Source organism: Humibacter antri (genome assembly GCF_054777235.1).
Window position 1 is genome coordinate 167,721 of record NZ_BAAHAW010000048.1, and the last position, 11,940, is coordinate 179,660.

At 64.2% G+C, this 11,940-nt stretch carries 9 protein-coding genes; 3 read left to right on the plus strand and 6 right to left on the minus strand.

Going from position 1 to position 11,940, the window contains the following annotated elements; translation table 11 throughout:
• Nucleotides 1–49 precede the first annotated feature (49 nt).
• Together ACYVDK_RS17705 and ACYVDK_RS17710 are read right to left on the minus strand one after the other, a co-directional pair.
• The gene (locus ACYVDK_RS17705; RefSeq protein ID WP_460524217.1) at nt 50–1,396 is read right to left on the minus strand and encodes an ABC transporter substrate-binding protein; all 1,347 of its coding nucleotides are present in this window, start codon (nt 1,394–1,396) and stop codon (nt 50–52) included.
• Nucleotides 1,393–3,552 carry a beta-galactosidase gene (locus tag ACYVDK_RS17710; protein WP_460524219.1) on the minus strand — a complete coding sequence of 720 codons (2,160 nt, stop codon included), beginning with the start codon at nt 3,550–3,552 and terminating at the stop codon, nt 1,393–1,395. Before ACYVDK_RS17710 ends, ACYVDK_RS17705 begins: the two co-directional genes overlap by 4 nt.
• 266 nt (nt 3,553–3,818) lie before the next feature.
• Here ACYVDK_RS17710 and ACYVDK_RS17715 point away from each other — a divergent pair, with 266 nt between their 5' ends.
• Complete coding sequence (locus ACYVDK_RS17715) at nt 3,819–4,838, plus strand: LacI family DNA-binding transcriptional regulator (protein ID WP_460524221.1); 1,020 nt, start codon at nt 3,819–3,821, stop codon at nt 4,836–4,838.
• Nucleotides 4,839–4,855: 17 nt separating this feature from the next.
• Here ACYVDK_RS17715 and ACYVDK_RS17720 read toward each other — a convergent pair whose 3' ends face one another.
• Both ACYVDK_RS17720 and ACYVDK_RS17725 read right to left on the minus strand, forming a co-directional pair.
• Nucleotides 4,856–5,035 carry a glycoside hydrolase family protein gene (locus ACYVDK_RS17720; protein ID WP_460524223.1) on the minus strand — a complete coding sequence of 60 codons (180 nt, stop codon included), beginning with the start codon at nt 5,033–5,035 and terminating at the stop codon, nt 4,856–4,858.
• 346 nt (nt 5,036–5,381) lie between these two features.
• Nucleotides 5,382–7,316 carry a heparinase II/III domain-containing protein gene (locus ACYVDK_RS17725; protein ID WP_460524225.1) on the minus strand — a complete coding sequence of 645 codons (1,935 nt, stop codon included), beginning with the start codon at nt 7,314–7,316 and terminating at the stop codon, nt 5,382–5,384.
• A 135-nt stretch (nt 7,317–7,451) separates the two neighbouring features.
• Here ACYVDK_RS17725 and ACYVDK_RS17730 point away from each other — a divergent pair, with 135 nt between their 5' ends.
• Both ACYVDK_RS17730 and ACYVDK_RS17735 read left to right on the plus strand, forming a co-directional pair.
• Nucleotides 7,452–8,312: a fumarylacetoacetate hydrolase family protein gene (locus ACYVDK_RS17730; RefSeq protein WP_460524227.1), complete on the plus strand. Its 861-nt coding sequence runs from the start codon at nt 7,452–7,454 to the stop codon at nt 8,310–8,312.
• 77 nt (nt 8,313–8,389) lie between these two features.
• Nucleotides 8,390–9,685, plus strand: a complete 1,296-nt coding sequence (locus ACYVDK_RS17735) for a hypothetical protein (protein WP_460524229.1) — start codon at nt 8,390–8,392, stop codon at nt 9,683–9,685.
• A gap of 48 nt (nt 9,686–9,733) precedes the next feature.
• Here ACYVDK_RS17735 and ACYVDK_RS17740 read toward each other — a convergent pair whose 3' ends face one another.
• A complete protein-coding gene (locus tag ACYVDK_RS17740; RefSeq protein WP_460524231.1) occupies nt 9,734–10,615 on the minus strand; it encodes a carbohydrate ABC transporter permease in 882 nt (293 codons plus the stop codon).
• Between the two features lie 97 nt (nt 10,616–10,712).
• Complete coding sequence (locus ACYVDK_RS17745) at nt 10,713–11,576, minus strand: carbohydrate ABC transporter permease (protein ID WP_460524233.1); 864 nt, start codon at nt 11,574–11,576, stop codon at nt 10,713–10,715.
• Between the last annotated feature and the right edge of the window lie 364 nt (nt 11,577–11,940).

Here is an 11,940-nt window from a genome sequence, read left to right on the forward strand (position 1 = left end):
TTCTACGACAGCGGGTCTGAGCGGCGACCGCCGCCCGGACCCGCTGTGGTCACTTGACGGTGAAGCCTTGCTGCTTCGCGTAGCTGACGACCTGGTTCTGCCAGGTCGTCAAAGCGGCCTTCAGGTCGCCGTGATCGGCGATCGCCTTGCCGAGCGTCGTCGAGTAGCTCGAGTTCACGTAATCCATGAACGGCAGCCACTCGAACGTCGGGTTGACCGTGTCGGAGACCTTCGCGAAGAACTTGTTCACCTGCTGTCCGCCGTAGAAGTCGCTCTTCGCGTCCACGAATTGCGGGTTGGTGAGTGTGCTCTTCGTCGTGGGGAACAGGAACTGCTTGTTGGCCATCATCAGAGTGGATGCCTGGTCGTTGTTGATGAACTTCGCCAGCTCGTACGCGGCGATCGGGTTCTTCGTGGCGGCCATGACGGCATCCGACGAACCTCCCCAGTTGCCGGAGACGTCGGCGCCTGCTGTCCACTGCGGTATGGTGCCGGCGCGCCATTTTCCGCTGGTGCTCTTCACGGTGCCCTGCAGGAAGACGGGGCCCCAGGCCGCCACCAGCCAGCTGGCGTACTTGTTCGCCGCCAGCCCCTGGTAGTAGGAGTCGGTGAAGTCGGGGTCGGTGGCCACGAGATCCCTATTGATCAGGTCTTGCCAGTACGAGACGACCTTCTGGTCTGTGGCCGAGTTCAGGTCGATGCCGACCGTCTTCTTGCCGTCGTAGCTGAACGGCTGCGCGCCGGCCTGCCAGAAGAACGAGATCATCTGGAACATGTCGTTGCCCGGCAGGTCGGTGATGTATGAGCCGGTCTTCGACTTCACCTCGGCCGCGGCCTTGGCGAAGTCATCCCAGGTCGCCGGTGCGCCGTTCAGGCCTGCTGCTTTGAAGATGTCGTCCCGGTACAGCGTTCCCAACGGCCCGGAGTCCTGCGGGATGCCCCAGATGCCCGAGTTGTTGTCCACCTGGTTCCACACCCAGCCGACGTAGTCCTTTTTCAGGTCGGCTGCGCCGTACGGCGTTAGGTTCAGCAGGCTCTTCGTCTGCGTGAACGAGGGGATGTAGTCGTACTCCATCTGCGCGACATCCGGGACGCCCTTACCCGCCTTGAGCGCAGCCCGGAGCTTCGGATAGTGCTGCGAACCCCCGGTGGTGTTGACGACGTTCACCTTGATCTTCGGATACTTCTTCTCGAAGAGGTTCACCTCGTCTTGGATGTTCGGAACCCAGGTCCAGAACGTGAGTGTGGTGGGCGTGTTCATCGCCTTGTCGATGTCGGCCTGACTCACCGGCTTCGTCGACTTTGTGCTTGCGCCCGGGCTGCTGCATCCGCTGAGGAGCAGCGCGAGCGCCGTGACGCCGGAGGCCAGCGCCAGTGCTGTCTTTCGGAACTTCATCGTCGACCTTCTCTTTCTTCGGTGGTGCTCGGTACGAGGTCGTTCTCGTCTCGGTCGCTGGGCTCTGTGAGGAGGATCCGGCTCGACCAGGCCGGAAGCGTGTGGAGCGAGTCCGCCGGCGATTCGCGAGCGTCGGCCACGTCGCGTGTCGCCGGCACCAGCCGCACATGCTGCTCTTGGCCGCTCCAGTTGATGAGGAACCAGGCGCGGGTGCCGTCGGCCGTGCGACCCGATGTGGCGGTCACCGGGATGCAACGCTCGGGGGCGAGTTCGTCGGCCATCCGGACCGGCACTGCCCAGCGCATCAGCGCGGCCGCGAGACTGCGCGACGGAACAGTGCCGACGACGGTCACGCGACCCGCCCCGTGCGGCTTGGTGGTGACTGCAGGGAAGCCGCCGAATCGCGGATGCCGGTAGCTCACCAGCTCGTCGGCCCCGTCGGAGATGAGTCCGTCGACCCACGCGGTGGCCAAGGCATCCTCATCGAGTTCGATTGCGGACGAGGAGACCGCGACCGGAGCCTCGAGGTTGGAGTACTCGTCGTAATGCACGCCGGCGGCCTCCGTCAGGCGATCCGGAGCCACCGCGACGCGGGCCCGGGCGAGCTCGTCACCGTAAGCGGTGCGGGGCCCGATGACGAGGTGACCGCCGGCGCCCGCGTACGCGCCGAGCAGGGTGAGCGTCTGGTCGTCGGCCACGTACAGCGCGGGTGCAACGAGCGTCGGGTAGCGCTCCGCCAGTTCGGTCGCTCCGATCGCCGCCGCCTGCTGCGGATGCAGGATGCGCGCCTGCGCCCCCGACTCGATGACGCCCGTGTGGAATGCGTCGAAAATGTGCTCGTAGGTCTGCCGATCAGGCTGCCCGTCCCGGCTCAGCGCCGGGAAGAACTCGAGAGCCCAGCGCGAGTCGTTCGACCACAAGAGCGCAGCGTCGGCATCCGGGGTGTATCCGTCGAGCGCGGTGCCCGCTCGCCGGAGCAGGTCGCCGATCTCGGCGATCTCGTGGTACACGCGGCCCGGCTGCAGGCTATGCGGGAGCACCCCGCCCCAGTACGTCTCAGTGCCATAGGGCAGCGTGTGCCAATGCCAGTACTCGATCATCGCTGCACCACGGCTGACCAGCCCAAGGGCGGCGGCCTGCAGCTGTCCGGGCCACGGCGGAAGGTTCATGAAGCTCTGGCCGATGGACTGCGCGTTCGTCTCGGTCACCAGGAACCGCTCCTGCTTCGACGAGAAGAGGCGATCCGCCTGCCGGAAGAAGCCGCCGACACCGGAGGTGGTCCACTGCGTCTGCGCTGACTCGTGCTTCGTGAGATCGAGATGATCCTGCATCGCGTAGTACGGGTTGCCGGCCGCGATGTCGAGCGACTCCGTCAACTCGCGGTCCTCGACGGCAGGCCGCGGATACGCCAGGCAGGTCGTCACGAACTGGCTCGGCGTCGAGTACTCGCGCACGACTGCGGCCTGCCATGCGATGAACTCCGTGGTCTGCTCCGCCTGGAATCGACGCCACTCGAGGTCGTACTGAGGCAGCGAGTTGCCGTCTGGAACCCACAACTCCGACCAGTCCGCGATGCGGTGCGACCAGTAGGTGAGGCCCCACTCGCGGTTCAACGTGTCGACGTCTCCGTACCGGCGCTCGAGCCGGCGCACGAAGCGGGTGAACACCCCGCGGTTGTGGAACAACTCGAGTCCCGGCTCGTTGTCGACCTGGAACCCGATCACCGCCGGATGCTGCGCGTAGCGACCGACCACCTTGCGGATGATCCGCTCGGCGAAGTACCGGAAGGCGGGATGCGTGAAGTCCGCCTCCTGCCTGCTCCCCCACGGCATCCGTCGGCCGGTCTCCGTTTCCGCGGCGATCTCCGGGTATGCAGTCTGAAGCCAGGGCGGAACGGCGTAGGTGGGAGTGCCCAGAATCACGCGGATGCCCCGCCGGTGCGCCCCGTCGAGTACCGGCTGAAGCCACTCGAGCTCGAACTCGCCTTCGCGCGGCTCCCACGTCGACCACACGGATTCGCCCACCCTGATGACCGAGAATCCTGCCTTCACCATCAGGTCGAGGTCTTCCTCGGTGCGCTCGATCCTGTGGTACTCGGCGTAATAGGCGGCTCCGAAGAGCACGCGATCCGGCTCGTAGGAGTGGGATGACGGCATGGGGACTCCGTTGTCTGTGCTGGGGGGCATCCGCTCACTGTCGTGACCGGCCTTCGCATGAAAGCTAACCCATTTCGTTACCGGTAACGATTTACTGTTACAGTTTCGTTACCGGTAACGAAACGTTGTCTGCCCGGCGGTCATGACCACAGTTCGCGCTCCCGCCCATCACAGGTCGCTGGAGCTCCCGTGGCGACCGCCCGCGCGGCCATACAGTTGTGGCGAGCAGCGCCGCCCGATTCGGAGGGTAGATGTCACCAGACGGCATGAGCACTTCGGCGGATCGGCCCGTCAGCAAGCAGCCCACGATCTACGACGTGGCGCGCCGCGCCGGTGTCTCGCATCAGACCGTGAGCCGGCTGCTCAAGGGCGACCCGGGGATCAAACCCCTGAACCGGGACCGCGTCCTCAAGGCGCTCGACGAACTCGGCTACCGGCCGAACCTGACCGCACGCTCCCTCGCCACGAACCGATCCCACCGAGTCGCGGCCCTGACACAGGAGATCACCCAAGTCGGACCAGGACGGGTCGCGCAAGGCGCGAGCGAGGAGGCGCGGACCCACGGGTACGTACTCGACATCATCACGCTGGATGTGGATGATCGCGCCAACGTCGAAGAAGCCATCAAGCTCGTGAACCAGCACGATGTGGCAGGCATCCTCGCCCTGGCTTCAACGGACGAGCTCCGCGACGCGTTCGAGAGCGCCAGATTCCAGGTGCCGGTCGTCATCCCCTTCGGAATGGTCGCCGACGATTCAGGCGCTCCCGACATGCGTGGCCAGGCGATCCGCGAACTGATCGACCACCTGGTCAGGCTAGGACACCGCCGCTTTCTGCACCTGGCCGGCCCCGGCACCTGGGTCGCTGCACGCAATAGGCGCAAGGATTTCGACGATGCGCTGACGGCACACGGCCTGGCGCTGGAAGCCGTGGTGCACGGCGACTGGTCGGCGAAGTCGGGGTATGACACGGTGCACAGGCTAGGGTCCGGCCTCTCATCGACCGCCATCGTCGCCGCGAACGACCAGATGGCGATCGGCGCCATCCTCGCATTGAGCGAGCTGGGACTTGGCGTTCCGGAGGATGTCTCGGTCACCGGCATGGACGACATCCCCGAAGCCGCCTACGTGCGGCCTCCCCTCACGACGATCCAGCTCGGCCTCGAGGAGGAGGGGCGCGACACCTTCCGCCAGCTCCTGGCACTCATGACCGGCGAGCAGACCGAGCGGAGGCCGACGCCGGCAAAGGTGGTTCTGCGGCGGTCGACCGGGCCGGCGGCAGGGTGAAGATCACGTACTGAGCCTCACAGGTACGCGGCGGCAAGGCGATCCCACTCGCCGTCGCGCAACGGCAGCACGACGCCGTGCTTGGTTCCCGCGGGCAGCGAGAACTCATCGACGGCGAGGGGAGTCCAGTCCCCCGAGGCCGGGTCATCCGAAACGAATGGAATGTAGCCCTGCGGGCTCACCGAATACTGGTCCACCCAGAGGTGTCACTTTCCGGTCACATGATCCCGGAAGATCAGCGGCCCCTCGACGTCGCCGAAGAGTTCGTCCCCGATCCGAGTGGCGACGATCGCGAAGCCGTCGGCGAGAAGCTCTCAACGTTCTCGGGTTGCGTCTGATGATGGTAGCTACGCTAGTTCTTGCTCAATTGCGGCCAGAATGCGGCCGGCGCCCTCTGACACCGTGGGATCAGATGCCGACCCGTAGAGGCCCGATTCGGCTCGCGCGTCGCGACGTCGCTGAGCGCGTCACCGCCAGGGCGAGCGTGATCCGATATGAACTCCTCGCTGACAGCGATTGCGGGCATTGTGGGGGGACACCGGTTCACTTTCCCAGATGGAGGGTGGAGGAGTTGGCGTCGTCGTCCGTGTACGTGTCGATCCGATTCGTCCACGCGATGTTGAATCCGACCGGTGAGGCGACGACCGAGGGTAACTCTCCGGCACCTTCGGGCACGATGATCGTCCGCAAGCGTCGTGCGAACGCGGCTTTGAGGCTGTCGAGCGGTTCTTCGTTCGCCTCTGCAGCGTTAGGGCGCACGATTCGTGCTGTGCCTGCGTGTAGGGGGGTGATGCCGCGGACGCGGTCGAGGAATCGAAGACGAACTCGACCGTCAGCGGTTGCCCACCAGGGCGAATCCGATGGAATCGTGGGTGGGATCCACGGATCGATGGCGTGCAGCCACAGCACCGCATCCGCATCGCTGGCCAGGACGTCGTCGACGATCATGTAGGAGGGATCGCATCGCACGAACGAGATCGTCCGCCCGATTCGAATCGTGTAGCCGTCGTGGTGGCCACGGATGACTTCGACTTCGCCGCCCAGGTCGAGATGGTCAAGTGTCGCCTGATGTGCGGATGCGATGTTCTGCTCGCCAACGACCACGGTGTTGTGGGCGCGAGTGGATTGGAACCAGTCGTGGTAGCGCGGGTCGTCGTAGCTCTGCGGTCCGCCCGCCTCCCACAGGAGCACGCCGCTACGGTCGGAAAGTACGAAGTCGAGCGCCGCGAAGTGGGAATGCGACTCGAGCTCGTGAGTAATGCGCGGACCGTAGTTGAACGTGAGAGCAAGCTGGCCTGCGGTGCCGGGCGCGCGGAGCGCAACATATTTCGACCCGGTCAGGTGCAGCGATTCGCGCTCGCTGGCGCGGGATCCGGTTGCCTCGGGCAGTCGCGCTCGCAATGCTTCCGGCAGCAGGCTTCGCTCGAGTTCCCACCGGTCGTCCAGCCAGGACCGGGCGAGTCCAGCGAGGTCGGCATCCGCGCACAGAGCGGCACCGCGCAGCATCGCGAGACCAGGCCAATCGATGCTCGTGTCCTGGAAGGGAAGCGTAAAGCCCTGAGCCAGGGTCATCTCACCGAGCCAGGCGTGGAGGCTCTGGAACCGGGGATCCGCCGTGAGTGTCTCGTCGCCTGATGACAGGCCGATCGCCGCGCACGTCTGCAGCAGACCAAGGACCATGGCGTGGTACCCGGTTGATCTCTCCGAGTGCCCGCCGTCCTCGGTGAAGTCGTCCTCCAGGTGTTCGGCCAGGCGCTCTAGCGCACGCCGACGCCACTCGCAAGATTCCACGGCGTCCGGAAGTGCCATCGCCACCTGGTAGAGCCGGGCAAGGCAGGCGAGCTGCCAATTGCCGGTGCGGTAGGCAGCGTGCTCATCGGAAGACCACCGCGCCCCGCCGATGAGCACCTTCACCATGCGAGACCAGACGGGATCGGGCAGGTGCTGCCCGATAAGTTCGAGCGCCTCGAGGATGATCGGGCTCCGCCCTGCGATTCCTAGCGAATACCAGATCGGATCCAGCGATTCCCACTCACCAGTGACGTCGTCTCGGCGCTCGTCCCACTCTGTGAACAGAACGCAGAATCGCCGTGAGAACCGCGGATCACCGGTTGCAGCCCAAGCACGTGCGAGCGGCAGCATCCAGGTCAGGTAGTGCCAGCCGTATCGAGCCGAGCGACCAAGCGAACTTCCGGTCACATCGACCTCGTCGAGCAGTCGCTCCGCATCCGCGACGAGGGCTCGACGTTCGGCCTCGGTCAGGCGTTGCATGCGGGCCTGCACGTTCCACAGCCCGGGAGAGATGCTCGATCGCACATCGGAGCGCAGTATGCCGATCGGTGTGATCGGGCTGTAGCCCAGGGCACTGGCCAGCTCGGCGTCGCTGAGATGCCTGACACGTTCCAAGTCGATGTGCGCAGCGTTCTCGATGGTCGATGTCGGTGTCATGGATGCCTCGATGTCTTCTCGTGTCGTCATCGGCGACTACATCACGAGACCCGAAGGATTTTACGGCGGATATAATTACATTATCGGAAGGGCTAGTAGTATGCGAGGACTGCCTGTGACGCCATGCGCCCGGCATCAACCGACATGAAGACGAGGACTTACCACGTGAAGTTCGTGCGAACAGGAGAACCGGGCCGAGAGCATCCGGCCGTGATGGTCGACGATCACACCGCGATCGATCTCGGCGACATCGAGACCAGTGACATCGGCTCCCTACTGAGGCGGGGCGCGGACACCATCAAGGCGCATCGCATGGCTTCACAGGAGCCGGGAGTAGAGCGCCGCAAGGTCCACCTCGACACGGTGCGACTGGGCGCGCCCCTCATGCCCGGCAAGATCGTGTGCGTCGGATTGAACTATGCGGACCATGCTCGCGAGGGCGGGAACCCACTGCCGACGGAGCCGATCCTCTTCCTCAAGGCCACGGACACCGTGGTGGGCCCACACGACGCGGTGATGATTCCTCGTGGGAGCCGGAAGACCGATTGGGAGGTCGAACTGGGGATCGTGATCGGCCGTGAGACTGCGTATGCCACAGATCCCGAGGAGGCTCGCTCTGCGATCGCCGGATACGTGCTCTGCAATGACGTGTCGGAACGACATTTCCAACTCGAACTCGGCAGCCAATGGGACAAGGGCAAGAACTGTGCGACCTTCTTTCCGATGGGACCGTACTTCGTCACCGCGGACGAGGTGGCCGACCCCCAGTCGATCCCGCTCGGCCTGGACGTGAATGGCATTGCGTTCCAGAACTCGAGCACGTCCAACATGATCTTCGGCGTCGTCGAACTCGTTCTTTCCATTTCCCGTTTCATGACTCTTCACCCAGGTGATGTCATCAGCACAGGGACTCCCGCTGGGGTGGGCGCAGGCCAACGACCGCAACGCTTCCTCCATGACGGTGACGTCATGCGGGCCTGGGCGCAGGGTCTCGGTGAGATGCTGACCCCGCTGCGGCAGGCGTAGGGCTTCGCCGACGTGACGAGTGTGCAGATGCTCTGCGCGACGATGTGCGATGTCTCCTGCCGGGTAGGGTTTGATCCATGTCGGGGCTGACCGCGACGGACGATTCCGCCACGCTGGTGAGCGTCGGCATTGTCGCATCCAACGCTTTGGTCACACGAGTCTTGCGGACTGCGGATGGTTGGCTCGACGACGGCGTGCGCATCCAGCTTGTTCCTCTCGTGTACGAACACGAGGAGGAAGCGGCTGGGCTCGTCGCGGCGAACGGCGACGACATCGACGCGGCACTTTTCGCAGGACCACTCTCGTATGACATTGCGCGGGCCGCGGGTGCGCTGGCTGTGCCTGCGACGTACCTGTCGGTGGCGGGCTCGGCGCTACATGCAGCATTGCTACGACTCGTGCGACGCGGAGTAGCTGACCTCGGCCGGATCTCGGTGGACTCGTTCTCGGAAGCTGAGCTCGCACGGGCGCTTGCCGAGGCCGACATCGATCCCAGTGAGGTGAAGATGCGGCCGTACAAGGCCGGCGCCGGCATCACGAGCTACCTGCGATTCCATCGGGCTTCGGCGCCGAGCTGTAGTGCAGCGCTCACGTCACTTCCGAGCGTTGCTCGCGAGCTTTCCAGCGAAGGGATCGTCGCCGAGCTGCTGCGTCCTACGGATGCGAGCATCCGTGCCGGCGTTCACTCCGCCGCCCTTCTCGGGGCGGCGCGGGTTCTCGGCGATACGAAGCCGGCTCAAGTCGTCGTCGCGTTCAACTGGTCCTCCTCAGCGGCATCCCCCACCACATCCGATGCTTTAGCGCGAGATCAGGCGCGCACACTCGTTCGGGCAAGCCTGACAACCCTGTGCTTGGAAACGGGTATGTCGTTGAGGGCTCTGGAATCCGATGGATTTCTCCTAGGCGCGACACACGGTCTGTTGCAGCGGATCTCGGCGACGGCACCCGCAACGGTGATCGCGCAACGGGTTCGGCACGAGACCGGAATGAGCGTGAACGTGGGCGTTGGTGTGGGTGAGCGCCCGCTGGATGCCGAGCGTCGCGCCTTCCACGATCTCAAGAACGCCGACGAGGAGAGCGCCGACCTTCCGGTGGCCGAGAACGGCACAGGTGAAGAGTCGTTCGACGACCGGGCCGCTCACCTACTGGCCGAACTCAACAGGAGAGATCGGGGCAGCGACATCGTCGATGTCATCGATGCTGCGGATCTTCTTGGGGTCTCGGAGCGTACGGCGCGTCGGCTGCTCAATCGTCTCGCCGAGTCCGGTCGGGCGTGGCGTCTCCCGGTCAATGTCACAGGTGGCCGCGGAAGGCCGCGAAGGCAGTTCCGATTGGTGATCCCGCCTGAATCGGACAGCTCGAACGATCGGTGATCGGTCGCACGTCACAACACGAGGCGACCCGCACGAAGTGGCAAGCCGTCAGCCCTTGACCGCGCCGGCCAGGCTGACCATGATGTGCCGCTGCATCGTGAGGAAGACGATCACGATCGGGATCAACGACATCACGGTTCCGGCGGCGAGCGTGCGGTCGTCATTGCCGGCGAATCCCGCCAGGTAGGCGATGCCCAGCGACAACGGATATTTGGTCGGCGAGGTCAGGACGACAAGCGGCCAGATGAAGCTGTTCCACACCGAGATGAACCCGAGAATCGTCAGCACCGCGATCGTGGGTCGAACCAGTGGCAGGCACACGTTCCAGAAGATGCGCCACTCGCTGCAGCCATCAAGGCGCGCAGCCTCGACGACCTCGTTCGGGATCTGAGCGAATGACTGTCTGAGCAGGAAGATGCCGAGCGCGCTGAGGATTCCCGGCAGGGCGACGCCGATGAACGTGTTCGTCAGTCCTAGCTGCGACAGCACCAGATAGCGGGGGATGAGCAGGAGTTCTCCCGGGAGGAACATCGTCGAGAGGAACATGATGAAGAAGACTCCGCGGCCTCGGAACGTGATCCTGGCCAGCGGGTAGGCGGTCAGTGCCGAGACCACCAGATACGGCACGACAGTAATGACGACGAGCAGCACCGAGTTCAGGAAATAGAGAACCAAGGGCACGGTCGTCCACGCTGCAGCGAACGCCGTGAGCACCGGCGGCCAGGGCACGATGTTCGGCGGCGTCGTGTACAACGCCTGTGTGGACGGCTTGAGTGCCGTCGACAACAGGATGACGAACGGCATGACGAAGACCAACCCGACGACGGACAGCAGCAGATAGAGCAACGCTCGGCGGGAGAGCCACCCGCGCCGACGACGCGGCAAACGGGTGCGGGACGCCCGGGGTATCGCATCATCCGGGGCACTCACCTGATCACTGACCGTAGGATTCGCGGTAACAAGCGTGCCGGCGCGCAGCATTCCCCCATTGCGACGCGCATCGCGGGGAGCGGAGACTTTCGTCATTTCAGGAATCCCGCCGACGAGTGATCATCTGATTGAGCAGAGCGAGAACGATCATGATCGCCCACATCACGAGACCGACGGCGCTGGCGTAGCCCATGTTGTAGTTCTGGAACGCGGTCTTCCACACGTAGTACGCGAGAGTGAGAGTCGTGTCCTGTGGCCCACCCTGTGTCAGCACGTAGATGGAATCGAAGGCCTGCATCGCGCCGAGCATGCCGAGGGTTAGAGCCACGCCGAGGTAGGGCAGCATCGAGGGCGTCGTCACATGCCAGAAGCGCTGAGCGGCACTCGCCCCGTCCACTCGTGCAGCGTCGGTCAGGTCGGCCGGTACCGACTGCAGCCCCGCCAGGTAGATGATCATGTACAGTCCCATCGCCTTCCAGGCTTCGACGATCGCTATCGACGGCAGAGCCCAGTGGGTGTCGAGCAGCCAGTCGATTCCCTTACCGCTGGGAACGAACAGGCCGACGATCCAATTCAGCACGCCCTGTTGGTTGAAGAGATACCTCCACGCGATCGCCACAGCGATCATGGAGGTCACCACGGGCAGGTAGTAGATCATGCGGAATGCGTGGATGCCCGGAACCTTCAGGTTCACCAGCATCGCCAGCAGCAGCGGCACGATGACCACCAACGGCAGGTACACGAGCAGGAACAGGAAGGTGTTCAGCAGCGCATGCCAGAACTGGGGATCGTCCGCCATCTGCGCGAAGTTGCCGAAACCTATCCACACCGCCGGGTGCACGATGTCGTATCTCGAGAATGAAAGCTGGAACGTGACGAACGCCGGCCACGCGAACATCAGCAGGAAGAGCGCGAAGCCCGGCAACATGAAGAGGTAAGGCGTGAACCACTTCTGGCCCACCACGCGACCTGATCGCAGTTGGCGGCTCCTCGCCGGCGACAGTCTGCGCGCGCTTCGCGCCGCTGAAGACACTGTCAACGCCACCATTGGCTCCCTGCGTTCGCGCTGATCCGTTGGCTCGCATGACCTGAACCCTGTAGCTATGGCGTACGTGAGGCCATCAGAGGGTCCAATTTCGGACACCGAACCGTCGCTCAACAGAGAACCATGTGACGCTTGTGATGTCAATCACAATCAACGACAAGAACCAATAATCGGTCACAGCTGTCACAGATTATTGTTGACAGGAACAGAACGAGCCGGTCATCATAGGGAGCGTCCGGATGCGTGTTTTCGGACAGCACCAAGATCGCGATCAAGATTG